Origin of the sequence: Agathobaculum desmolans ATCC 43058, assembly GCF_000701665.1 — a bacterium.
Taxonomy (GTDB): domain Bacteria; phylum Bacillota; class Clostridia; order Oscillospirales; family Butyricicoccaceae; genus Agathobaculum; species Agathobaculum desmolans.
In genome coordinates this window covers 1-18,815 of sequence record NZ_JNJN01000039.1, presented here as the reverse complement: position 1 = coordinate 18,815, position 18,815 = coordinate 1, and the positions used below count along the sequence as shown (strand labels likewise).

35 protein-coding genes and 1 tRNA gene are annotated in these 18,815 nt (G+C 47.7%); 26 read left to right on the top strand and 10 right to left on the bottom strand.

What is annotated here, in order from left to right:
- Positions 1 to 16 precede the first annotated feature (16 nt).
- Entirely contained in the window at positions 17 to 442 is a 426-nt protein-coding gene (locus T363_RS0110260; protein ID WP_031475556.1) for a hypothetical protein, read from the bottom strand.
- A 121-nt stretch (positions 443 to 563) separates the two neighbouring features.
- Between T363_RS0110260 and T363_RS16395 the strand changes: the two genes are divergently transcribed.
- The 5 genes from T363_RS16395 (at position 564) to T363_RS0110235 (ending at position 3,356) form a co-directional block, all read left to right on the top strand.
- Positions 564 to 737: a hypothetical protein gene (locus tag T363_RS16395; protein WP_169737579.1), complete on the top strand. Its 174-nt coding sequence runs from the start codon at positions 564 to 566 to the stop codon at positions 735 to 737.
- Positions 738 to 859: 122 nt separating this feature from the next.
- On the top strand, positions 860 to 1,135 hold the full coding sequence (locus T363_RS0110250) for a hypothetical protein (protein WP_031475554.1): 276 nt from the start codon (positions 860 to 862) through the stop codon (positions 1,133 to 1,135).
- Positions 1,132 to 1,872, top strand: a complete 741-nt coding sequence (locus T363_RS15200) for a BRO-N domain-containing protein (protein WP_051643221.1) — start codon at positions 1,132 to 1,134, stop codon at positions 1,870 to 1,872. The genes T363_RS0110250 and T363_RS15200 overlap by 4 nt, the downstream gene beginning before the upstream one ends.
- Positions 1,873 to 1,976: 104 nt before the next feature.
- Positions 1,977 to 2,660 carry a hypothetical protein gene (locus tag T363_RS0110240; protein WP_051643220.1) on the top strand — a complete coding sequence of 228 codons (684 nt, stop codon included), beginning with the start codon at positions 1,977 to 1,979 and terminating at the stop codon, positions 2,658 to 2,660.
- A 126-nt stretch (positions 2,661 to 2,786) separates the two neighbouring features.
- Positions 2,787 to 3,356 (top strand): hypothetical protein, encoded by a 570-nt coding sequence (locus T363_RS0110235; RefSeq protein WP_031475548.1) that lies wholly within the window; start codon positions 2,787 to 2,789, stop codon positions 3,354 to 3,356.
- Positions 3,357 to 3,398: 42 nt separating this feature from the next.
- Here the strand turns inward: T363_RS0110235 and T363_RS0110230 are convergent, their stop codons facing one another.
- Entirely contained in the window at positions 3,399 to 4,343 is a 945-nt protein-coding gene (locus tag T363_RS0110230) for a C40 family peptidase (protein ID WP_051643219.1), read from the bottom strand.
- Between the two features lie 37 nt (positions 4,344 to 4,380).
- Complete coding sequence (locus tag T363_RS0110225; RefSeq protein WP_031475544.1) at positions 4,381 to 4,680, bottom strand: hypothetical protein; 300 nt, start codon at positions 4,678 to 4,680, stop codon at positions 4,381 to 4,383.
- 171 nt (positions 4,681 to 4,851) lie between these two features.
- Between T363_RS0110225 and mtaB the strand changes: the two genes are divergently transcribed.
- The 4 genes from mtaB (at position 4,852) to T363_RS0110205 (ending at position 7,190) form a co-directional block, all read left to right on the top strand.
- Positions 4,852 to 6,132, top strand: coding sequence for a tRNA (N(6)-L-threonylcarbamoyladenosine(37)-C(2))-methylthiotransferase MtaB (mtaB, locus tag T363_RS0110220; RefSeq protein WP_031475542.1), 1,281 nt, complete (start codon positions 4,852 to 4,854; stop codon positions 6,130 to 6,132).
- Positions 6,133 to 6,201: 69 nt separating this feature from the next.
- Positions 6,202 to 6,342: a hypothetical protein gene (locus tag T363_RS16075; protein WP_154658794.1), complete on the top strand. Its 141-nt coding sequence runs from the start codon at positions 6,202 to 6,204 to the stop codon at positions 6,340 to 6,342.
- Positions 6,343 to 6,519: 177 nt separating this feature from the next.
- The gene (efp, locus tag T363_RS0110210) at positions 6,520 to 7,080 is read left to right on the top strand and encodes an elongation factor P (RefSeq protein ID WP_031475540.1); all 561 of its coding nucleotides are present in this window, start codon (positions 6,520 to 6,522) and stop codon (positions 7,078 to 7,080) included.
- Positions 7,081 to 7,114: 34 nt separating this feature from the next.
- Positions 7,115 to 7,190 (top strand) — tRNA-Val (locus T363_RS0110205).
- 47 nt (positions 7,191 to 7,237) lie between these two features.
- Here the strand turns inward: T363_RS0110205 and T363_RS0110200 are convergent.
- From T363_RS0110200 to T363_RS15195, 4 genes are all read right to left on the bottom strand, one after another.
- Positions 7,238 to 8,494, bottom strand: coding sequence for a tyrosine-type recombinase/integrase (locus tag T363_RS0110200; RefSeq protein ID WP_031475538.1), 1,257 nt, complete (start codon positions 8,492 to 8,494; stop codon positions 7,238 to 7,240).
- Between the two features lie 139 nt (positions 8,495 to 8,633).
- Complete coding sequence (locus tag T363_RS16070; protein ID WP_154658793.1) at positions 8,634 to 9,260, bottom strand: hypothetical protein; 627 nt, start codon at positions 9,258 to 9,260, stop codon at positions 8,634 to 8,636.
- Between the two features lie 33 nt (positions 9,261 to 9,293).
- Positions 9,294 to 9,812: a hypothetical protein gene (locus T363_RS0110195; RefSeq protein ID WP_031475536.1), complete on the bottom strand. Its 519-nt coding sequence runs from the start codon at positions 9,810 to 9,812 to the stop codon at positions 9,294 to 9,296.
- 208 nt (positions 9,813 to 10,020) lie between these two features.
- Complete coding sequence (locus T363_RS15195; RefSeq protein WP_051643218.1) at positions 10,021 to 10,386, bottom strand: helix-turn-helix domain-containing protein; 366 nt, start codon at positions 10,384 to 10,386, stop codon at positions 10,021 to 10,023.
- A gap of 155 nt (positions 10,387 to 10,541) precedes the next feature.
- Here T363_RS15195 and T363_RS0110185 point away from each other — a divergent pair, with 155 nt between their 5' ends.
- Positions 10,542 to 10,748 carry a helix-turn-helix domain-containing protein gene (locus T363_RS0110185; protein WP_031475532.1) on the top strand — a complete coding sequence of 69 codons (207 nt, stop codon included), beginning with the start codon at positions 10,542 to 10,544 and terminating at the stop codon, positions 10,746 to 10,748.
- 129 nt (positions 10,749 to 10,877) lie between these two features.
- Here T363_RS0110185 and T363_RS0110180 read toward each other — a convergent pair whose 3' ends face one another.
- On the bottom strand, positions 10,878 to 11,102 hold the full coding sequence (locus T363_RS0110180; RefSeq protein ID WP_031475530.1) for a hypothetical protein: 225 nt from the start codon (positions 11,100 to 11,102) through the stop codon (positions 10,878 to 10,880).
- A gap of 134 nt (positions 11,103 to 11,236) precedes the next feature.
- On the opposite strand from T363_RS0110180, the gene T363_RS0110175 reads away from it, so the two are divergent.
- Positions 11,237 to 11,467 (top strand): hypothetical protein, encoded by a 231-nt coding sequence (locus T363_RS0110175; protein WP_031475528.1) that lies wholly within the window; start codon positions 11,237 to 11,239, stop codon positions 11,465 to 11,467.
- On the opposite strand, the gene T363_RS0110170 is transcribed toward T363_RS0110175, so the two are convergent.
- Positions 11,452 to 11,661: a hypothetical protein gene (locus T363_RS0110170; RefSeq protein WP_031475526.1), complete on the bottom strand. Its 210-nt coding sequence runs from the start codon at positions 11,659 to 11,661 to the stop codon at positions 11,452 to 11,454. The genes T363_RS0110175 and T363_RS0110170 overlap by 16 nt on opposite strands.
- Before the next feature lie 81 nt (positions 11,662 to 11,742).
- Here T363_RS0110170 and T363_RS16065 point away from each other — a divergent pair, with 81 nt between their 5' ends.
- A complete protein-coding gene (locus tag T363_RS16065; RefSeq protein ID WP_154658792.1) occupies positions 11,743 to 11,901 on the top strand; it encodes a hypothetical protein in 159 nt (52 codons plus the stop codon).
- A gap of 14 nt (positions 11,902 to 11,915) precedes the next feature.
- Here the strand turns inward: T363_RS16065 and T363_RS16060 are convergent, their stop codons facing one another.
- Complete coding sequence (locus T363_RS16060; RefSeq protein WP_154658791.1) at positions 11,916 to 12,083, bottom strand: hypothetical protein; 168 nt, start codon at positions 12,081 to 12,083, stop codon at positions 11,916 to 11,918.
- A gap of 78 nt (positions 12,084 to 12,161) precedes the next feature.
- Between T363_RS16060 and T363_RS0110155 the strand changes: the two genes are divergently transcribed.
- The 14 genes from T363_RS0110155 to tnpA all read left to right on the top strand — a co-directional run.
- Positions 12,162 to 12,404, top strand: coding sequence for a helix-turn-helix domain-containing protein (locus T363_RS0110155; protein ID WP_031475524.1), 243 nt, complete (start codon positions 12,162 to 12,164; stop codon positions 12,402 to 12,404).
- 36 nt (positions 12,405 to 12,440) lie between these two features.
- Complete coding sequence (locus T363_RS0110150; RefSeq protein WP_407919074.1) at positions 12,441 to 12,695, top strand: AbrB/MazE/SpoVT family DNA-binding domain-containing protein; 255 nt, start codon at positions 12,441 to 12,443, stop codon at positions 12,693 to 12,695.
- A complete protein-coding gene (locus T363_RS0110145) occupies positions 12,695 to 13,765 on the top strand; it encodes a DUF932 domain-containing protein (RefSeq protein ID WP_031475520.1) in 1,071 nt (356 codons plus the stop codon). The genes T363_RS0110150 and T363_RS0110145 overlap by 1 nt, the downstream gene beginning before the upstream one ends.
- Positions 13,766 to 13,770: 5 nt before the next feature.
- Positions 13,771 to 14,052 carry a hypothetical protein gene (locus T363_RS0110140; RefSeq protein WP_031475518.1) on the top strand — a complete coding sequence of 94 codons (282 nt, stop codon included), beginning with the start codon at positions 13,771 to 13,773 and terminating at the stop codon, positions 14,050 to 14,052.
- A gap of 145 nt (positions 14,053 to 14,197) precedes the next feature.
- Positions 14,198 to 14,575 (top strand): hypothetical protein, encoded by a 378-nt coding sequence (locus T363_RS0110135; RefSeq protein WP_031475516.1) that lies wholly within the window; start codon positions 14,198 to 14,200, stop codon positions 14,573 to 14,575.
- A complete protein-coding gene (locus T363_RS0110130; RefSeq protein ID WP_031475514.1) occupies positions 14,568 to 14,792 on the top strand; it encodes a hypothetical protein in 225 nt (74 codons plus the stop codon). The genes T363_RS0110135 and T363_RS0110130 overlap by 8 nt, the downstream gene beginning before the upstream one ends.
- 15 nt (positions 14,793 to 14,807) lie before the next feature.
- Positions 14,808 to 15,056, top strand: coding sequence for a hypothetical protein (locus T363_RS0110125; protein WP_031475512.1), 249 nt, complete (start codon positions 14,808 to 14,810; stop codon positions 15,054 to 15,056).
- The gene (locus tag T363_RS14620; RefSeq protein ID WP_034972172.1) at positions 15,053 to 15,943 is read left to right on the top strand and encodes a DUF1351 domain-containing protein; all 891 of its coding nucleotides are present in this window, start codon (positions 15,053 to 15,055) and stop codon (positions 15,941 to 15,943) included. The genes T363_RS0110125 and T363_RS14620 overlap by 4 nt, the downstream gene beginning before the upstream one ends.
- Positions 15,930 to 16,904, top strand: a complete 975-nt coding sequence (locus T363_RS0110115) for a recombinase RecT (protein ID WP_051643217.1) — start codon at positions 15,930 to 15,932, stop codon at positions 16,902 to 16,904. The genes T363_RS14620 and T363_RS0110115 overlap by 14 nt, the downstream gene beginning before the upstream one ends.
- Before the next feature lie 14 nt (positions 16,905 to 16,918).
- On the top strand, positions 16,919 to 17,593 hold the full coding sequence (locus tag T363_RS15635) for an MBL fold metallo-hydrolase (protein WP_078097006.1): 675 nt from the start codon (positions 16,919 to 16,921) through the stop codon (positions 17,591 to 17,593).
- Positions 17,578 to 18,096 (top strand): hypothetical protein, encoded by a 519-nt coding sequence (locus T363_RS0110105; RefSeq protein WP_031475506.1) that lies wholly within the window; start codon positions 17,578 to 17,580, stop codon positions 18,094 to 18,096. Before T363_RS15635 ends, T363_RS0110105 begins: the two co-directional genes overlap by 16 nt.
- A 5-nt stretch (positions 18,097 to 18,101) precedes the next feature.
- A complete protein-coding gene (locus T363_RS14615; RefSeq protein ID WP_278247013.1) occupies positions 18,102 to 18,356 on the top strand; it encodes a zinc-finger-containing protein in 255 nt (84 codons plus the stop codon).
- Positions 18,262 to 18,477, top strand: coding sequence for a zinc-finger-containing protein (locus T363_RS16750; RefSeq protein ID WP_322786172.1), 216 nt, complete (start codon positions 18,262 to 18,264; stop codon positions 18,475 to 18,477). Before T363_RS14615 ends, T363_RS16750 begins: the two co-directional genes overlap by 95 nt.
- A gap of 192 nt (positions 18,478 to 18,669) precedes the next feature.
- Positions 18,670 to 18,815, top strand: a 146-nt coding sequence (tnpA, locus tag T363_RS16810; RefSeq protein ID WP_407919075.1) for an IS66 family insertion sequence element accessory protein TnpA, incomplete at its 3' end; no start/stop codon positions are given.

Here is an 18,815-nt window from a genome sequence, read left to right as displayed (position 1 = left end):
TATGCTGTGGTTGGCATTATCCTATGAAATTTTGGGAACAGATGAATATACAGGCAATGGGGGCGAGAAGGAAAACAGATAAAAATAGCAACAGTGGTGAGCCGTTTGAATAATCATCACCCCCAAAAAGCATACAGAAAAATTCAGTAATAAATAGAGAAGTGATGCAGCCTAAAAGGCCGATACCGCCAATTTTTAGAATAGTGAAAAGATAGTCTAAAATTTTGGCGTTTTCCGGAACGCGCATAACGAAAGCGCCAATCAGACAGCTGGCAGCATAGGATGAGAGGACAATTTTTCGATTGGCTAACTGATAACGGTGAATATAAATCGACAGCTTTTGTTTCAACTCGTGAACATTTGGCTCAGGGGGGCGATGCGTAGTGTAAAGTTCGTCTACAAATTCCTGCATTGAATAATCTCGGTCAAGATCATATTTCATATACTCATCCCCTTTTTAGAAATAATATCAAATATGACGAGATAAAACAAGGGGGAAAAATATAGTTGACTTTTGCTAGCAACAGCGTTATAATATAGCTAGCAACAAAGGAGGTGCAAAAGTGACGCCAGAGAGTAGAGCCGACTACTTCAAGGAAAGGCGAAAAACCATTGGACAGTTTAGCGTTTCTGTGCCGCGTGAAAAGCTTGATGCGTTAACCGAAGCTCTAAAACGGCAGGGGAAAAGTAAAACACAATGGTTAAATGAAAAGATTGATGAAGAAATCGGCAAATAAAAAGACACCCGCCCAGCCGTAGGAAAGCAAGCGAGTGTCCTTTAACAACCAAACCCCAAAGGATTTGATAAATCTATTCTATCACATCCTCCGCAGGGTTACAACCAAATAGGAGGATTATTATGAAATACGATTTAACCAAGCTGTTCTATGATTACATTCAGGAGGAAGAAAACAAGGCGTTCCGCGAAAGCTTCTGGGAGCGTCCGGCGAACGCCGAAGCGGAGAAAGCGATGCAGCCGATTTTACGAGCCGCGGGCATGGAGCAGGAGGACGCTATCAGCACTTATGCCGCCTGCGCGGAGGAGTTCGGCTTTTTAACGGGTTTTCAGCTTGCGATGCAGTTGATGGCAACCGGCCTGAAAGCGCCCGCACCTGTAGTGGAGGTGGCGCAATGAACGGCGGGATGCTGACGGTATCGAATAGTGAGTTCGGCAAGCTGGATATTCTGTTGGAGGATGGGAAGGAGTTGTTCCCCGCGAACGACTGCGCCAAGATGCTTGGATACTGCAATCCGAAAGATGCAGTCGGGCGGCATTGCCGGTCGGTCGTGAAACGCGACCTACCACATCCTCAAAGTCCGAAAAAGAAGATAACAGTTAATTTTATCCCCGAGGGTGACGTCTGGCGGCTGATCATCCGCAGCCGCTTGCCTGCCGCACAGAAGTTTGAAACATGGCTGTTTGACGAGGTGCTGCCCCAAATACGCAAAACGGGCGGATACCGCGCACGGCCTGCGGCAGGGATGCCGCACCAGTGGATGGGGCGCGGGTGCCTGCGCATAGATGAAGCGGCAAGGCGGCTGGGCGTGAAGAAAGACCGGCTGAGTACGTTGCTGCGGAGCCGCCCAACCGTATATCGCAACGGGCAGGACTGGGAAACGCTGCGAAACCATGAATTGGGTGAATTTAAGTATTATAACCGCGTGTGCAGCGTTGGCAAGGGCATTTGCATCATCTACGAAAGCGGTATGAAAAAGCTGCTTTGGGAGCTGAAGGGCGAAGGCACACCGGACGTGGCACTGCCTGCGGCGGCACAGGCGCCGCGTCTGCCCGCTGCTGTGCAGGAGGAAAACGAGCAGCTGCGGCTTGCTATGGACGAGATTGCCAGGATTACAAAGGGAATATGGGAGTGAGAAGAAAAGCCGCCCGATTTAAGGGCGGCTTTTTGTTGCAAAAATAGGGGTGTTGTGGTATTTTTAAGGGGGATGGGGAGGGGAGGATGATGTAGAGACTTCGGATGCCATATAACCGAGGATTTTACACGGTTGATATTCGCTTCTTCTATCGTATCGAATGTGAAGTAAGCTGTGCGGTTGGCCGGCCGCGTATCATCGATGGTCTTGCTGTATTTGACAAAAGGGTTGTGCTGTTTGGTGGTGAAGGCGGCGCACGCGTATTCTCTTCGCAGTATGTGGAGAACGGCGAAGATGTGCAGCTTTGTCCGAACAGCAACAAGCCGACGGCTGTTGTGGAAGTGGTCGATCCGATTTTGCTGGATGCCCGCGTAGTTGCTCCGGAAACCTCGTGCAACTGCTGCTGTTGTGCACTGCATGAAGTTCCGCAGTCGCTTGGTAATTGCTTTGGCGGGGAAGATCTGGTGCTCAATCACAGCGGTTATCAACTGTTTGTTACGCTGGGACAGTTTGCAATCATCCGGCTGGAGCGCGATATCCAACTTTTGATGCCGGCCTATGATATCTGTCTGCCGCGGCGCGACTGTTCCAACAGTGGTGTTGGCGGAGAACAGGATCCCTGTGAGGTATTCTCGAACTTTGAGTTCCCGATTGATGCTTTTTTCCCGCCGCGTGGGGAAAATGTGGAATGCCTGTTTACCGGAGCGGCAGATGCGAATAACTGCGGATGCGGCTGTAGTGGAACTGCAGGTACTGGCAGCTCCTGCGGCTGTGGCAATAAACGCTGAGCCATACCTTTCCGCATAATAAAATAGGGCGAAGCAAAGCCACCGGATCCCAATATCCGGTGGCTTTCTTTTGTATAAATATCCTGCCACGGTCATATAGTGACCATAGAGAAAGGGGGAGAGAGCATGGCCAATCAGGAAGGAAAGAGTTTTGCGTACACGTTGATACTTGGTGTCTGCATGCTGCTGTGTCTGTTGATGATTGGGCATATGCTGCTGGGACGGTCAAATCACAATGAACACATATCGCAGCAATTCCCACCCGAACAGGAGGAAAACGCCATGAACATTCGGCTGACAGAACAGGATATCTGTGCGCTTCTGCTACAAACGCTTCCTATCGAACCGGACGATTTGACGGTGAAGATTGGGGAAGACGGCACAGTTTCTGCCAGTGCGATGATCCATAAGCAAACCCTGCAAAAAGAAGAGTTGGTATCCGGTGGTTTGCGTACAGCCTTGCTGTTTCTTCCGGAGCAATGCAAACTATACGGATGCTGGAAATTCACTGTATTGGATGGAAAAGTTGAATCCAACTGTACGCAGGCGGAAATTGCCGGGTTTTCATTGCCCAAAGAAGTGAGGAGTCTGCTGTCTGTTCGATTGGGGGATGCCGTGAATCAATGTTTGGAACAGCAGAAGATCCGACCGGAAAAGCTGCTGTGGGAAAATGGGGTGCTTTATATTCAGACATAAAGTAAGGCTCCTTCGGTCATATCGAAGGAGCCTGGACAAAACTTAATCAAAAATAACGCGGCCGCCGCCCTGGAAACGGTTGGCATAGCTGCCGGAAAGAGATTCATATTTCACAACATCACCGGTATGCGGAGAGTGGATAAACGTTTGATCGCCCACATAAATACCCACGTGGCTGATCGACCCCGCACTGCTGCCGAAGAATACCAAATCGCCGGGCTGCAATTCTTCCATTGTAATACGCGTCGTAGCATCAAACTGTGCCTGAGCGACACGCGGAATTGAGCCAACGGTATTCTTAAATACATAGGAGGTAAAACCAGAGCAATCAAAGCCGCTGGGGGTGCTGCCGCCATACACATAAGGTGTTCCAAGGAATTCTGCCGCAAACTCCAATACAGAAGCACGCTTTTCGCTGTTGCCAGTATAAGCAACTGCATTATTGGAGGGCTTCACTGCGCCGGAGGACGAGCTTCCCGCTGTGCTGTTATTGGTGCTTGCCGCAGGAGCCTGTACGCCCGAAAAGGTCAGGTAATCCGCGCTGACAAAGCCATTCTTGCCGCCGTATGTAACCTTGTACCATCCGGATTGTACGCCGGTCACCGATACGACTGTACCATTGCGGAGCGAGGCGAGAATGGCGGAAGAAGTATTCGGCTGAGAACGGAAGTTAACCGAAGTGTCGCAGACGATTTTGCCGTTGCCGAGCGAGAAATCAGTGGTTGCTGTGCCGGTCAGGTATTCGCCGCTGACATATCCCTCTTTACCGTTGACCACAACCTTATACCAACTGCTGCTGTTGTTCAGCACAGCAACCTTGGTGCCCTGTGGCAAAGTTGTGATGATTTCGCCGCCGGGAGATTTTCGCAGATAAAGCGCATCGGCTTTTACCTGTGCTTGATACATGGCAAGGGAGCTAGGCAGCAGCATGGCTGCTGCCAAAGCGCCGGATACGGCGAGCTTAAACAATTTATGCATGGATTTCATGATCCAACCTCCGTCTTATCCAAGGAATTGTTTCGTGTTATTTATTGCTCAGTGCGCGGTTCAGCCAGATGGATGCAATATCCATAGCAGCCCACAAACTGCTTTTTTCAGTTTTTTTAACGATCCGCTCTTTGATGCGGACGTTGGGATTGGTTTGCTGCAGCTGCACGGATATGCGCTTGGCAACCGGCATTCCATTGATTTGATCAGATTCGAGGATCTGCATCATAATAATATGGGAATCACTCATCGAACCATAATAAATGATGTTCTCCTTGCGCATCAGCGGATGACCCTTATATTCCAGAAGCTCTTTCTTCTTGGTAGTGGTAGGCATTTAGTGCACTCCTTATAGTTACAAAACGGTTACAATTCAAAGTTACATTATGGAAACAGTATAACATGCATACCGTTGTTTGTCAAATGCGAATTGAATTCCTCTTGGAATATTGCGCAAAATATGTTAGAATAAATCGGAAAAAACCCAAAGGAACAGGGCGTTAAGGATATGAAATTTGCTTTTTTTACCTTAGGCTGTAAGGTGAATCTTTTCGAAACGCAGGCGTTGGAGCAGCTCGCCGCTTCACGGGGACATGAGATTGTTGCACGGGACGCCGATGCCGTTATCATCAATACCTGCACAGTTACTTCTGTGTCCGATCATAAAAATATTCGGGCGTTTCATAAACTGCGGCGGGATAATCCGCATGCAGTGATTGCGGCTTGCGGCTGCTTTGCCCAAACCGATCCGGATCGGGTGCGGTCTACTGGTGAAATCGATTTGATTTGCGGTACGTCCGACCGCGCACAGACGATCAAGCTTTGCGAAGATGCTGTGCAGGGAAAAAACGTAACCGCAGCGGTACGGCAGCCTGAAAAATATGAATATCTGCCGGCAGGGATCCCGCATGGACGAACGCGGGGCCTGCTGAAGATCGAAGATGGGTGCAATAATTTTTGTACCTATTGCATTATACCATACGCTCGCGGAAGAGTCCGGTCGCTGCCGCCGGTGCAGGTGCAGGAGGAAACAGCGCGTATGGCAGCCGCTGATGTGCATGAAATCGTTTTGACCGGTATTGAAATTGCTTCTTATGGGCAGGATCTTACTCCGCAGTGCTCGCTGACAGATTTACTGTGCCGGCTTTTACCGGCTTTTCCAGCAATCCGTTTCCGGCTTGGGTCACTTGATCCGCGCCTGATTAACGATGCCTTTTGTGAGAGATTGCGCTGTTATAACAATCTGGCGCTACACTTTCATTTATCTCTGCAAAGCGGAAGCAATACTGTATTGCAGAGGATGGGGAGAAAATATACCGCTGCGCAGTATCTTTATAATGTAAACCTGCTGCGTAAGGCTTTCCCGGACTGTTCGATCACGACCGATCTGATCGTCGGATTTCCGGGGGAAACCGAACAGGAATTTACAGAAACGCTGGATTTTTTGCGGCAGTGTGCATTCTCATCTGTGCATGTATTCCCTTATTCTGTGCGGGAGGGAACGCGGGCCGCTGCTATGCCCGATCAATGCTCCGGCGCGGTAAAAACCGCGCGCGCAGAACAGGCAAAGCAGACAGCCGCAGAACTGCGTACCAAATATCTGCAGCGATTTATCGGATGTATTTTGCATGATGTGCTGCCGGAACATCAAAGCAACGGTCACTGGGCCGCGCACGGACGATACGGTTTTCCAATCTACATTGCATCCAGTACTGCACGTAAAAATCAGCCGGTCACCATCCGTATTACTGATTTATATCGTGATGGTGTGGAAGCAGAAATAATTTGAAATCACAGGAACCATTCGCGAACTGCCGCCATAGAATGAAGTGAAAACTTTGATAGGAGGAAATAACTTATGTGTTCTTCTGGTAACTCTATGTGGGGCGAAAACTGGTGGTGGATCCTGGTGGTCATTCTTCTGATTTGGATCTGCTGCTGCGATCAGGGCAATCGCGGTGATACCGGCTGCTGCACCTGTACCGGCAACTGCTGCTGACCGGTAACAAAACGGCCGGAGCGGCAGACGATTATCTGTCTGCCGTTCCGGCTAAAAAATTTTTGAGAAATTTGAAATTTCCTCTTGCCAAAAGGGAAATTATGCGGTAGAATAAACAAGCACTGTTCAAGAGAACACTGTATAACACTGGATAATTTTCTTTGGAGGAAGAACGATATGCTGGCAGGCGAATTTCGTAACGGCACAACTTTTGAAATGGACGGTCAGGTGCTGCAGGTTGTAGAATTTCAGCACGTTAAGCCGGGCAAGGGTGCTGCTTTCGTCCGTGTAAAGATGAAGAACGTCATTACCGGCGCTGTCACCGAGCGTTCTTTCAACCCGACTGATAAATATGAAGCAGCATATGTAGAGCGCCGCGATATGCAGTATCTCTACAATGAAGGCGACCTTTACTACTTTATGGATAATGAGACCTATGAGCAGATCCCGATTGGTAAGGATACCTTGGGTGATGACTTCCGTTTCGTGAAGGAAAATGAGAACTGCAAGGTTTGCTCTTACAAGGGCAGCGTTTATGCAGTAGAAGCGCCGTTGTTTGTAGAGCTTGAGATCATTGAAACCGATCCCGGCTTCAAGGGCAACACTGCAACCAACACGCTGAAGCCTGCAAAGGTTGAAACCGGTGCCATGGTACAGGTTCCGCTGTTCATTGAGCAGGGCGAACGCATCAAGATTGACACCCGTACCGGCGAGTATCTTGAGCGCTGCAAGAACTAACAAATGCATAAGGACGGTTTACCGTCCTTTCTATGGACATTTAGCTCAGCTGGAAGAGCATCCGCTTGACGTGCGGAAGGTCGGCGGTTCGAACCCGTCAATGTCCACCATAGAAATCCGTCCTTCTCAGGACGGATTTTTCTTGTTTTATGAGGTTTTACATAACTTTTTGCGTCGGAAAAGTTATGATATTTGAATCTGCATTTTCCAAGCATTTGGCCGCTTTTTCCCTCTTTTGGCCGCTTTTTTCCGAAAGAGGGGTCACCGAGGGGTCACCTTTTTTGCGCCTTTTCAGGATGCGATATTGCTTTTTCTTGCTTCCGAACATGGCGTCGCGCGTGGCAATAATGTCATGATCTTCTATATGAGTGTAGATATTTGCCGTGGTGCGGACGTCCTCATGACCGAGTAGATATTGGGCGGTCTTGAGATCAAAGCCTTGCCGCCGCAAAGATGAAGCATATGTGTGTCGGAGGTAATGCGGACTGATTTCCTGATCCAGCGCATGGGTGATGATCTTATTGCGGTAGAGCGTCGCACCCATAGCAATATCCCATTCGCGCTTCACGTTTGCCCAGAGCAGCCGTATCTTCTGCTGGGACATCATGCTGCCGTCTCGATTGGTGAAGATCAGATCGTTGTCGCCTTTGCGCTTAGCTTTTAAGTCTGCAAGCAGGTCAGGGGGGATTGGTATTTTTCGCGTGCCGGCCTTTGTCTTTGTCTGCTTCACGGTGGCTTTGTTCTTGAGCGTTACAAACTCCACAGCTTTGTCTATGGTGATGATCCCATTCTCGAAGTCTATATCACCCCAGCGGAGAGGAATTGTCTCGCCGCGCCGCAGTCCGCATTGCAGCATCAGGCGCACCCAGAGGCCGCCGCGGTGGGTTTGACAGACCTGCAGCAGGGTATGCTCCTCGGATTTCGTCAAGGCACGCCTATGCTTCTCATTGGCTTCTGGCAGGATAATCCCGCGCACCGGATTACTTTCGACCTTGTTGTTATTATAAGCCTGCTCGAAAATCTGCTTCAGTGTGCCGCGTATCTTGATAAGCTGGCTCTTTGATTTCACCTCAAGATCATTGATGAACCGCTGCACATGGAGCTGCTTCACGTCGCGGAGCTGCATGAAGCCCAGCGCGGGACATATGTGTTTACGAATGAGGATTTCAAGGTTCCTGTACTGCGCAGCGCCAACGTGCCCCTTCTTGTAGGTTGCGAGCCAGAGCCAGGACCACTCTTCTACAGTCAACCCCTTTTTGGATATATCAACGCCTTTCGCGTGCAGGGCTTCGTAGTACCGGCACTGGGCGTCGAAATCCTTTTTCGAGTCTGATCGGATGACTTTCCGAATCTGTGTGCCATCCGGCTTATGGCCGATCACGATTGACTTTCGGTATTTGTAGGTTTTGGACATAAAAATAACCCCTTTCCACCATAAAAAAAGTATGGTAAAATAGAGGTACTGATGGATGTTGCAGTTTATCAGTACCTCTTGATCCCGTCCCTGTGTTGGTAGCGCAGGGGCGGGATTATGACTATTTAAAATTAAGTACTCATTCATGCTCTATGGATTCTACTGCTGGATCTAAATAATAGCTATGCTCGGGATTTCGCCTACACTCTAAAACGGGTGCTCGTTTTGTTATTTGCTTTTTTGAAGAATTATAATCCTGAATCCACTCAGTGGGCTTTCTATAGTAGCGCATCTTACCACCACATTTAGGGCAAGTAGCATGAATTTTTATAAATGACAGCCTTTTTCCATACCCACTAACTGCAATGTTGAAAAACAAAGGATGCATTGTTTGCTTTTTCGTAATGGTTCTAAGATATAAAGAAAAACACCACACAATGAATATTGCAGAAAAAATAATAAAATTGATTTGAATGTTGGGATGGGAAAGAGCTGTAATATTTCCCTTGAAAAAATCACAAAAAGCCTTAATTATATTGATGAGAGGGATGCAATCAAGGAGTGTAATAAAAAGACTGATCCATGATAAAGCGGCTTGAGTTAAAGGGCTTCTCCACAGTGGTTCCCGAGTGACCTTACAGTCTTGGGATGGAGGTTCTTCGCAGAAATAAAGATTTATGTCTTTACCCGCAACGCATATAGGTCCACTGTTGTGCTTCACATCACCAACAGTGATTTTACTGTAATTTTTCTTTTTATATGACATTGTCGCATCACCACACTCTATTTTATAAATGAACTACTTGAGATAAAGAGCTAAATCATCATCGTATGACGTAATATCATCTAAGTATGTGCTTATATCTTCTGCAAAAGCTTGTAGAGTTCCAGATGGAGATGTAACGAGCGAATACATACTGCTGTAGGCATCATAGAGACCGCGAATTGCACTATCTATTTCTGAAGCTTCGTTTCCCTCAATCTCACTTAGAGTGATATCCTTATAAGCACTTCTGATGTCTTCATGCAGTGATTCAACAGTGTCCTTTGTGGCATCAGAATTTTCGGATAACCATTCGTATGCTGCTTCACTCAGATTATCAGGCATTGAACCGAGATTTTGCCAATAGTTGAATTCATAAGTAGCCATATTGCCAATATAAATTACCGCACTACTAATATCTTCGCGACATGTTGAAACCAGGGATTTATATTCATCTAAATCGAATGTCTCTGCTGAATTGGCAGTTTCGTTGTTACTACAAGCTGAACATATGAATATCATTGCAAATAATCCGAATGAAATTATTTTTTTCATACAAGATCCCCCATTTTTTCCTTAAAATTTGAATACATCAGCTAAACGTCATTTTATAACTATTTATTCTAAGGCAGAATATCTCTGATATAATGATGTTACTGCCGGCAGCGACTTTATAAAAAGGAGCTGGTATCTATGAGCCACACCATTGATGATGAAATTCTGCAAATGTTTAGAATGTTGACCACAGAGCAGAAGAAAGAGGTTATTGCTGCGCTATCAATGCTTTCAGCTGAACGAGAAGAAAAGCCTTCTGATCTGGCGTCAGCTTCTTCACATACTCCATAAGCTGCTTGTCCAGCGGATCTTCAAGCCCATCCTCGGTTACGGGGGTGGGCTTATTTTCATTTTCGTCACCAAAGGAATATTCTTTATCCCAACCCATGATATACGATGGTGTGGTATCAAGGGCATCTGCGATACTTTTGATCTTAGTCTGGCGTAATTCGTAAAGATCAAGTTCTATTTTATTGATTGAAGAACGCGATTTATATCCAATACGCTTGGCAAGCTCATCTTGAGACATATTAAGTTCTTCTCTTCGAGCTTTTATCCTTTGTCCAATCGTCATTGTGCTCACCTCTGTTTAGCTTATTATATTACGAAGTAGCTTAAACGTCAACATTTTTTGATTTTATCATAAAAATTTGTTGACATTCATTCTACATAGTGGTAATATTCCGGTGGTAGATAAAATATCTACAGCATAGAATGGAGGTGAAGATAATGACTGATACCGTGATGCTTAAGCAGAAGATTGACTCGTCTGGATACAAGCTCAAGTATATTGCTACTCAAATTGGACTATCTTATCAGGGATTTCTGAATAAGTTAAACAATAAGTCCGAATTTACAGCCCACGAGATTTTGGCACTATGCAAGCTACTCAACATTGATATCATGGAAAAAGAGTCGATTTTTTTTGCCGTTTAAGTAGATAAAATATCTACATAACGCAACTGGAGGAGAGATAGGTGAAGATAACCATTAAAGGGTCAGCCAAAGAAATTGCTGCCCTTGTAGTAGCGATACAAGAGCAGCATGAGTCGTTGGCGCAGGATGTTATTCAGCGTCTTCAGGATCAAACTGGATCAACCCAGCCTTTTCAATAATAGCACCTGCAGAGCGAGCCGCACAGCCGGGGATTTCGAGAGCGATGTTTGCCAGCAAATGCGCAAGTGCCTTGCTATCATCTTTGGCAGGAAGTTCAGCTATTTGTTTGCTAATTCTGGTACTTTCGGCCTCCATTACATCATTGACAATTTTGACGTATTCTGAACGTTTCATGGCGCAACCTCCTTTCTTGGTTCAATTTGGTTTTGAAACCAACACTTTGATTATAAAAGAAGGGATTTATTTTTTCAATCTTAGAGCGGTTTTGAAATGCGGAGTATAGAGACCGAGGGGAGGTGAAGTAGCGAATGCAAGGTGATCTGACATCGAAAGAGATGTTTGAAGCCGCATTAAAGCATTTTGGCGAGGATTTTGCGGATGACCATTGTGAGTTGGGTACACAATTGGATCGGTTCAAGGAATTTACACCAATGTTGGCGCATTGTTTCAGAAAAAAGGGAAAGACCAGAGTCGTTGTGGATGTTGACCCAGACTTTCCCTATTTCCTGATTAGAGTTGTTGCTCAGAAGACCTCGTAAGTACATCCGTCAGGCAACTTTAAGAGCGAAACATCAAAATTTTCTTCAAAATATGCGGTAGTTCCAGCTATCGTGTTATGTTCGCCGCGCAATATTGTTGCCACATGTGCCCAGCCCTTGATGTACGAATAGAGGGAATCACGTTCGTTTGCAGGAATGGAACTGAAATCGAACTTGATTTGTTTGAGGGACATACTTGTTCACCTCCTTTCACCAAGATTTTAGCATTGGGAGATAAAGTGAGCAAGCGCAGAACCCGAGGGGAGGTGAGATAGGTGAACAACTATGCAATTCATATAGAAATCCCAGAGGGACGAGTACAGGAAATCCTTAACGAGTTGACTGTGGCACAGGAAACAATCCGCAGATGCTATGACGAGCTGACAAGGCTTGGGGTCATCACCGTAAAGGAAAAGACCGTCAGCGGCAACTGACGATCTTTCCATACTTACTTGTTTTCGTCCAGTTCATCAATGATGGCATTGAAAACTTTCGTGGCGTTTTCAATCACTTTGTTGATGTCATCTACGGTACACGGTGTAGAACCGATTCCGCTACTGGGCTGCGAGTGGAACGAAAAGACTCTAACCATTTGACGAAGTTTATCGGCATCCATAACAATTCACCCCCTTTCCATATTTAGTATATCACGTTGGATGGAGAGGGGACAAGAACACGAAAGTGAGGTGAAAACATGGCACGCAACGTAAAAACCCCGGAGTGCGGATATTTCACTGTTATCACAGCAGCGGAATATCTGGACCTTGGGCGGAAGGCTATCTATCAATTTATCCGGTCAGGCGAACTTGTTGCAACAGCATATGGCAGGCAGTACCGCATTGCCGTTGAGGACATGGAACGCTTTGAAGCACGGCGTAAAAAGCTGACCGCAGACCGCTTGCGGCAAGAGCGTGTCGGTCTTCTGATTGGACATTAACATCAAGCGGTCTGTGCAAAACGAAAGGAGCAAAAAATGATGAAGTCAACAGGCATTGTCCGTAAACTGGACGAACTCGGGCGGATCGTGATTCCGAAAGAATTGCGCACTACATATAGAATCAAGGAAGGAGACCCTATCGAGATCACGACCGCGGAAGAAGGCATCCTAATGAAACTGTACCGCCCTGGATGCAGCTGCTGCAATGAAGTATCGGAGCTTACTGAGGTCAACGGCATCCGGTTGTGCGCGGACTGTATTCAGAAGTTTGTGAGGGGAGGTCAGCGATAATGAAAACCGGCAGAAGCTTGCAAGCGCTGGCCTTGGAACTGGAACGGCAGCGAGAGGCAAAGCATGATTTCATCGCGGATAGCTCGCTTATGAGCATGGCAAATACCGATCAGGGGCTTTCGCTCCAGATCAATAACGGAAGCCAGCACGAGGCATTCGGCATAAACGATATTGCGCATCTTCAGATTGGCTCTTATCTGAAAATCCCGGCAGTGTACTATGAACGCATGAGGAATGAGGCGCCGGATTTGCTTACGGCCAACGTCAATAATTGGTTGCTTTCTCAAGAGCCAAACACACGCCGTATGATCCGGACACTTGACGGCAGTGCCCGTGCATTCCTTTCAGACCGGTACCGTCGTATCGACAATTACGAGATTGCAACGACTGTTCTTCCCATTATTGGCGATATGGAAGGTGCGTCCATTGAAAGCTGTGAGCTGACGGATTCACGCATGTACATCAAGGTCGTCAACCCGCGCATCCAGGCAGAGGTCAGCAAGGGTGATATTGTTCAGGCCGGTGTCCTGATTACCAACAGCGAAACTGGACAGGGAAGCGTTAACGTGTCACCGCTGATCTACCGTCTGGTTTGCACTAATGGCATGATCGCGGAGGACAATCGGATGCGGAAGTATCATGTCGGACGTACCAACGAGGGCGGAGACGATTTCTCAATTTTCCGCAATGAAACCATCGAAGCAGATGATCGTGCATTCCTGATGAAGATGGAAGATACCGTCAAGGCAGCGGTGGATCAGGCACGGTTCTCTGCGATCGTTGACCGGCTGCGTGAGTCTACCGAAGCGAAGATTGCGCCGCAAATCGTCCCGCAGGTCGTTGAGCTGGCAGCAAGCGAATTTCGGCTGACGCAGGACGAGGGTAAGGGCATTCTGGGACATCTGATCGAGGGAGGCGACCTTAGCCTGTACGGGCTGGCGAATGCCGTTACTCGGCACTCCCAAGATGTAAAGAGTTACGATAGGGCATCAGAGCTGGAAGCTACGGGCTGGAAAATGGTCACGATGGCACCGGCACTCTGGCGCAAACTGACCGCAGTAAAGGAGTAAAAAGCATGGCAAAGTTTCATCCAAATGGAAAGAAAGCGCCTTGGTTCGAGATCAACTGGGAAGAACTTGTCAGTTGCACGGAAAACCCCGCACCGATCTGTGACGAATGCCTGCAAAGCCTTATTGGCTGTGACGAGATCATATTGATTCCGATTCTCAACGAAGCGTTTTGTCCAAAATGCGGAAAAATGCGTTTGCCGCTTGTTCACTGTTATCCAGAGGATCGCCCGATTGAGATCAAGCGGGTGCAGTATTATCTGGATCAGTTCGGGTTGGAAGCGAGGTGAGCAGAGTGTTGTATAAAATCTGTCCCGATTGCGGCTGTACGCTTGATCTGGATGAACAATGTGATTGCCAGAAGAGTATGCAACTTGCAACCTGTGAATCCGCTGTCACGGTTCCTCAAACGACTGCGCACGGGGAGGTTGCGGCATGTCAAAAGAAAATGAGCTGAGAAAGCTTCGTGTTGACCTTGGAATTCCTGCTAAGGACATGGTTGCAGTTGTTCAGGAGTTATATCCCAAGTATGACAAAACAATGCAGAGCAAGTGTGAGAATGGGGATGAGTATGGTGTTTCCATCCATCCTGATGCAATGAAAGCGCTCTATGAGAGATTTGCACCGGAGCGGCTTGTTAAGAAGCGGAAGAAAGATAGCCATAGGCTGAAAGGACGTGTATCCTGTCGCCTTGAGGACGCTGATTTTTCGGCATTGCAACAGCGTATGGGTAAGGATGGGTATGCCACGGCACAAAATCTGTTGACCGAATTAGTTCATCAATATCTGCACGGAGAGGATAGCAATGTATAACACAGAAAAAGCCTATTTGGCACAGCGGCAGTATTGTCAGGAGCGAGGATTCCCGCTGTTCGCACCCGGACTGTCTGGACAGTGCTATCGGTGCGGCAGGGATATCTACCGCCGTATCGAATGGCCGGATGGCCGTGTTACCGGAATTACAGTGGAGGGCGCAGGAAATCACCTGATTACTGGCTGCCCGCACTGCAACTACAGCTTTTGTGAATGAAAAGGAGCTTTTTGAATGAAAAAGAAAATCGTAGGTGTACGTTTTCAAAATTCTTGGAATGAAAAATTCAGCGGCAAAGCATATCACTACTTTTCGGTGATTCCGCTTGAGGTGGGAGATATGGTTATCGCTCCGACAAAGAACAGCGAATCCATTGCGCAGGTCTGTGAGGTTGATATGCCCGAATGCATGATCCCGCTTGACGTGCTGCCAAAGCTCCGGACGATTACCAAGATGGCCGAGCCGGAGGATAATCAGAAATGACACAAGACATCATCGTTGTTAAGCAGCTCCCAGTTATTGAGGATCAGCTGCGGGAAGTGAAAGCCAGTATCCAAAGGCGGGTAGATGAAGCACTTTCAATGGCATGTACGGAAGATACCTATAAATCCGTCAAGAAAATCCGCGCAGAACTCAACAAGGAGTACAAGGAACTGGAAGATCGGCGCAAAGAGGTAAAAGCGGCGATCCTCGCTCCGTATGAGAAGTTTGATGCGCTGTATAAGGAGTGTGCTGGCGATCTCTATTCTGATGCTGATGCACAGCTCAAAAAGCGCATTACGGAAGTTGAGGATGGATTAAAGGCTCAGCGCACAGTTGAAGCCGAGGCGTATTTCAACGAATACCTGAAAAGCATCAACATTCCTGATGGTTTTATAACGTTCGCTACATCGGGAATTAAGGTTTCATTGTCCGAATCCCGTAAGGCGATGTATACCAAAGTAAGGGCTGTGCTGGATCGTATTGCTGAGGATTTGGCGCTGATTGAGACTCAGGAACATAAGGAAGAAATTCTGGTTGAGTACCGCAAAGTACGCAATGTGTCGCAGGCTGTCACTGCTGTTGATGAACGGCATAAAGAGATGGAGGTTGAACGACAGCGCCGGGAGCAGGCAGCCGCCGAGCGGGCGGCAAGAGTCGCTGCACGATCCAAGGTGGAGCAGGTTGTGACTGAGGATGCTGAGCTTAATCCACCTGTTGCAACGCCCGTAGAAGCGCTTGTTGCCACACCGGCTCCGGCCAGTGAAGGAAATGCTGCCGCAGAGGAGAAGGTATTCTCGACGGCGTTTCGAGTGAACGGCACACTTGATCAGTTGCGTGCGCTCAAGCGGTTCTTGGAAGATGGAGGTTACACCTATGAACAGCTCTAATCAGGCGATACAGAAGCCGAAATTCTCTGTGGCAATTACCACAAAGGGGTATAAGAACCTGATCAACAACACGCTGGGCGATCCCGAACGATCAAAGCGGTTTGTTGCTTCCATCACCTCAGCTGTAGCGGTAAATCCTGCTCTGCAGGACTGTGACGCGGGTACAATCCTTGCTGGTGCGCTGCTCGGTGAAAGCCTTAACTTGTCGCCATCTCCACAACTCGGACAGTATTATCTGGTACCGTTCGAGTGTGCGGTAAAAGGCCCGGACGGGAAGAAAATCTATCTTTTTGACGAAAACGGAAATCACCTGACAGATGCAAACGGCAGATGGCTTTTTGAGTCTGAGAAGCGCGCTCAGTTTGTCCTCGGCTATAAAGGCTATATTCAGCTCGCATTGCGCACCGGGCAATACGCTGATCTTGACGTAATGGAGATCAAAGATGGCGAGTATCTCGGCAAAGATTCTATTACTGGCAAACCCCGCTTTAATTTCGTGGAAGACGATGATGAACGCGACGCCTTACCTGTAATTGGATATATGGCATATTTCGAGTATCTGAACGGATTCCGAAAAGTGCTGTACTGGTCAAGGAAGAAGATGATGTCCCATGCAGATAAATACTCGCCGGCTTTTTCGGCATCTGCGTATGAACGCATTCAAAACGGCGAAATACCGGATAAGGATATGTGGAAATATTCTTCGTTCTGGTACAAGGATTTCAATGAGATGGCGAAAAAGACGATGCTTCGCCAGCTTATTTCTCGCTGGGGTGTCATGACGACGGAGATGCAGCGTGCGATCACGCAGGACAGCAACTTTGCGGCGATTGGAGCCGCGAACGAAATTGACTTGACGCCGGAGGATCAGCAGCCGGTAATGCCTCCGATGGATCAGCAGCCATCAATACAGCCGGAAGCAACAACGGTTGTGGCAAATGTTGATCTTGCGGATCTCTAACCGGGGTGTGAAGCGTGATTTCATACCGTATCATTTCCACAGGGTCGCAGGGAAACGCCGCTATTGTCAACAATTTTGTACTGATTGATTGCGGCGTTCCCTATAAGTCACTTGCTGAATATGTGCCGCGGTTGAAGCTGGTTTTACTTACACATATCCACAGCGATCATTTCCGACCGTCAACCCTCCGCAGGCTGTCCTTGGAACGCCCACTGCTACGGTTTGGCTGCTGCCGCTGGCTGGTAAGCGCGTTAATGAAAGCCGGTGTCCCAACGTCCAATATTGATGTACTTGAGCCAGATGTCATGTACGGATATGGCATATGCAATGTAATCCCTGTATCCCTTGTCCATAACGTGCCAAACTGCGGCTATAAAATTCATTTTCCTGCGGGCAAAGTGTTTTATGCCACAGACACAAATAACCTAAATGGGATTGTTGCCAGACACTATGACCTGTACATGATCGAGGCTAACTACGAGGACGAAGAAATCCAGAGGAAGATTGCGGAGAAGCAGGCGGCAGGGGAATATGCATACGAGATGCAAGTCCTGAGAAACCATCTTTCCAAGGCAAAGTGCAACGATTTTATTTACAAAAACATCGGACCGCATGGACGCTATGTGTATCTCCATTGCCACGTAGACCATGAAAGCAGGGAGGGAGAGCGCCAATGCGCGGCAGATTAAAGGATCTGACTTTTGGCGAGCATGGTGAGCAGCACATTACAGTGACTGTGACCGATGACTTCCGGCAGGAATTTAACCAGCTCAAAGATCAAGAAGTAAGCATTGAAATTAAAAAGTGGCGCAAGCCGCGGTCCAAATCAGCGAATGCCTATTTTCATGTGTTGGTGAACAAAATTGCATCGAAACTGGGCGATGCTGAATCGTCGGTCAAAATACGGTTGGTGCTGGAATATGGTGCTTTGGCTAAAGACGAAGAGGGGCTGAATGTAGGGTTTAAACTTCCGATCTCGGTAGACGTTTCGACTATTTATCCGTATGTTAAGAAATTTGATGTGCGGGAAGAAAACGGGAAGCTATTTAACTGCTTTCTCGTCTACAAGCGTACCCGATTTATGGACACTGCGGAGATGGCTCGCTTGGTAGATGGTGCTATTGACACTGCGCGTGAGCTCGGAATCGAAACGGATACGCCGGAACAGCTTGCCCGCTATAAGGAGACATGAAACAAATGAAAGACGTAATTTGTAATTACTGCGGCCGAAAGGCCGAACTGGTAGACAGCAAAGTGATTTATGGCACTAGCTATGGCATGATGTATCTCTGCCGGCGCTGCAACGCCTATGTAGGCTGCCACAAAGGCACAGACCGCCCGCTGGGACGGCTTGCGGATGCAGAACTCCGTTATTGGAAAAAGGCTGCACACGCAGTTTTTGATCCTCTGTGGCGTCAGGGACGCTTTCGTGGCCAGCGGAAGGCGGCTTGAATGGCTCGCAGAACAAATGGAGCTGCCGGTTGAACAGACACATATAGGGATGTTCGACATTGCGCAATGCAAGCGGGCAATAAAGATTGTACAGGAGAAAGGGGCATTAAAAAATGGATAAGCTCAGTAAAGGCACCTTTTTGGTAAGCGTCAAATAGGACGGCGAATTGAAAGTGGACGCAGAGTGTGCCAGAATATGAGAGGAACTCACCGAGACTCACAGTGAGTCTCGGTGAGTTTTTAGCACAAGGCGTAACAGTCACCGAAAGTTACCGGCAGTGCGGGTGAGCAAGAGGGTTCAGGAGGCACACAGATGAGCAAGGAATTAACCATACAGACATTAGGCCAGCGACAGCGGCTGCTGGAATGGAGTCAGAAAGTAGCAGAGTGCAGAAGCAGCGGAATGTCAGTAAAACGGTGGTGCAGTGAAAACGGAACCACCCCAAAGACCTATTATAG

What these genes read in the sequence shown, in the direction of transcription:
- T363_RS0110260 (WP_031475556.1), bottom strand. Translation starts at nt 442, where the DNA reads ATGAAATATGATCTTGACCGAGATTATTCAATGCAGGAATTTGTAGAC.
- T363_RS0110250 (WP_031475554.1), top strand. Translation starts at nt 860, where the DNA reads ATGAAATACGATTTAACCAAGCTGTTCTATGATTACATTCAGGAGGAA.
- T363_RS15200 (WP_051643221.1), top strand. Translation starts at nt 1,132, where the DNA reads ATGAACGGCGGGATGCTGACGGTATCGAATAGTGAGTTCGGCAAGCTG.
- T363_RS0110240 (WP_051643220.1), top strand. Translation starts at nt 1,977, where the DNA reads ATGCCATATAACCGAGGATTTTACACGGTTGATATTCGCTTCTTCTAT.
- T363_RS0110235 (WP_031475548.1), top strand. Translation starts at nt 2,787, where the DNA reads ATGGCCAATCAGGAAGGAAAGAGTTTTGCGTACACGTTGATACTTGGT.
- T363_RS0110230 (WP_051643219.1), bottom strand. Translation starts at nt 4,343, where the DNA reads ATGAAATCCATGCATAAATTGTTTAAGCTCGCCGTATCCGGCGCTTTG.
- T363_RS0110225 (WP_031475544.1), bottom strand. Translation starts at nt 4,680, where the DNA reads ATGCCTACCACTACCAAGAAGAAAGAGCTTCTGGAATATAAGGGTCAT.
- mtaB (WP_031475542.1), top strand. Translation starts at nt 4,852, where the DNA reads ATGAAATTTGCTTTTTTTACCTTAGGCTGTAAGGTGAATCTTTTCGAA.
- T363_RS16075 (WP_154658794.1), top strand. Translation starts at nt 6,202, where the DNA reads ATGTGTTCTTCTGGTAACTCTATGTGGGGCGAAAACTGGTGGTGGATC.
- efp (WP_031475540.1), top strand. Translation starts at nt 6,520, where the DNA reads ATGCTGGCAGGCGAATTTCGTAACGGCACAACTTTTGAAATGGACGGT.
- T363_RS0110200 (WP_031475538.1), bottom strand. Translation starts at nt 8,494, where the DNA reads ATGTCCAAAACCTACAAATACCGAAAGTCAATCGTGATCGGCCATAAG.
- T363_RS16070 (WP_154658793.1), bottom strand. Translation starts at nt 9,260, where the DNA reads ATGTCATATAAAAAGAAAAATTACAGTAAAATCACTGTTGGTGATGTG.
- T363_RS0110195 (WP_031475536.1), bottom strand. Translation starts at nt 9,812, where the DNA reads ATGAAAAAAATAATTTCATTCGGATTATTTGCAATGATATTCATATGT.
- T363_RS15195 (WP_051643218.1), bottom strand. Translation starts at nt 10,386, where the DNA reads ATGACGATTGGACAAAGGATAAAAGCTCGAAGAGAAGAACTTAATATG.
- T363_RS0110185 (WP_031475532.1), top strand. Translation starts at nt 10,542, where the DNA reads ATGACTGATACCGTGATGCTTAAGCAGAAGATTGACTCGTCTGGATAC.
- T363_RS0110180 (WP_031475530.1), bottom strand. Translation starts at nt 11,102, where the DNA reads ATGAAACGTTCAGAATACGTCAAAATTGTCAATGATGTAATGGAGGCC.
- T363_RS0110175 (WP_031475528.1), top strand. Translation starts at nt 11,237, where the DNA reads ATGCAAGGTGATCTGACATCGAAAGAGATGTTTGAAGCCGCATTAAAG.
- T363_RS0110170 (WP_031475526.1), bottom strand. Translation starts at nt 11,661, where the DNA reads ATGTCCCTCAAACAAATCAAGTTCGATTTCAGTTCCATTCCTGCAAAC.
- T363_RS16060 (WP_154658791.1), bottom strand. Translation starts at nt 12,083, where the DNA reads ATGGATGCCGATAAACTTCGTCAAATGGTTAGAGTCTTTTCGTTCCAC.
- T363_RS0110155 (WP_031475524.1), top strand. Translation starts at nt 12,162, where the DNA reads ATGGCACGCAACGTAAAAACCCCGGAGTGCGGATATTTCACTGTTATC.
- T363_RS0110150 (WP_407919074.1), top strand. Translation starts at nt 12,441, where the DNA reads ATGATGAAGTCAACAGGCATTGTCCGTAAACTGGACGAACTCGGGCGG.
- T363_RS0110145 (WP_031475520.1), top strand. Translation starts at nt 12,695, where the DNA reads ATGAAAACCGGCAGAAGCTTGCAAGCGCTGGCCTTGGAACTGGAACGG.
- T363_RS0110140 (WP_031475518.1), top strand. Translation starts at nt 13,771, where the DNA reads ATGGCAAAGTTTCATCCAAATGGAAAGAAAGCGCCTTGGTTCGAGATC.
- T363_RS0110135 (WP_031475516.1), top strand. Translation starts at nt 14,198, where the DNA reads ATGTCAAAAGAAAATGAGCTGAGAAAGCTTCGTGTTGACCTTGGAATT.
- T363_RS0110130 (WP_031475514.1), top strand. Translation starts at nt 14,568, where the DNA reads ATGTATAACACAGAAAAAGCCTATTTGGCACAGCGGCAGTATTGTCAG.
- T363_RS0110125 (WP_031475512.1), top strand. Translation starts at nt 14,808, where the DNA reads ATGAAAAAGAAAATCGTAGGTGTACGTTTTCAAAATTCTTGGAATGAA.
- T363_RS14620 (WP_034972172.1), top strand. Translation starts at nt 15,053, where the DNA reads ATGACACAAGACATCATCGTTGTTAAGCAGCTCCCAGTTATTGAGGAT.
- T363_RS0110115 (WP_051643217.1), top strand. Translation starts at nt 15,930, where the DNA reads ATGAACAGCTCTAATCAGGCGATACAGAAGCCGAAATTCTCTGTGGCA.
- T363_RS0110105 (WP_031475506.1), top strand. Translation starts at nt 17,578, where the DNA reads ATGCGCGGCAGATTAAAGGATCTGACTTTTGGCGAGCATGGTGAGCAG.
- T363_RS14615 (WP_278247013.1), top strand. Translation starts at nt 18,102, where the DNA reads ATGAAAGACGTAATTTGTAATTACTGCGGCCGAAAGGCCGAACTGGTA.
- T363_RS16750 (WP_322786172.1), top strand. Translation starts at nt 18,262, where the DNA reads ATGCAGAACTCCGTTATTGGAAAAAGGCTGCACACGCAGTTTTTGATC.